Genomic DNA, 410 nt, shown 5'->3' on the forward strand with positions numbered 1-410 from the left:
GCCCTCCACCACGTCTTCGACACCCCCGACGACCGCATCGTCTGGGACGTCGGACACCAGTGCTACCCCCACAAGATCCTCACAGGCCGCCGCGACCGCATCCGCACCCTGCGCCAGGGCGGCGGCCTGTCGGGCTTCACCAAGCGCTCCGAGAGCGTCTACGACCCCTTCGGCGCGGCTCACTCCTCCACCTCCATCTCCGCCGCGCTCGGCATGGCGGTCGGGCGCGACCTCGACGCCGCCAGCGCCCGCGCCCACGGCCAGGCCGCGCCCAAGCGGCGCAACATGGTCGCGGTGATCGGCGACGGCTCGATGTCGGCCGGCATGGCCTACGAGGCCATGAACAACGCCGGCGCCCTGCACTCGCGCCTGATCGTCATCCTCAACGACAACGACATGTCGATCGCCCC

General features: G+C 71.2%; 1 protein-coding gene. It reads left to right on the plus strand.

Features of this window, described 5'->3' with window-relative positions; genetic code table 11:
* The coding region (locus tag ACLBXP_RS25290; RefSeq protein ID WP_447670593.1) for a 1-deoxy-D-xylulose-5-phosphate synthase N-terminal domain-containing protein at positions 1-410 on the plus strand (410 nt) is incomplete at both ends.

The sequence above is a fragment of the Methylobacterium sp. A54F genome, assembly GCF_053346035.1.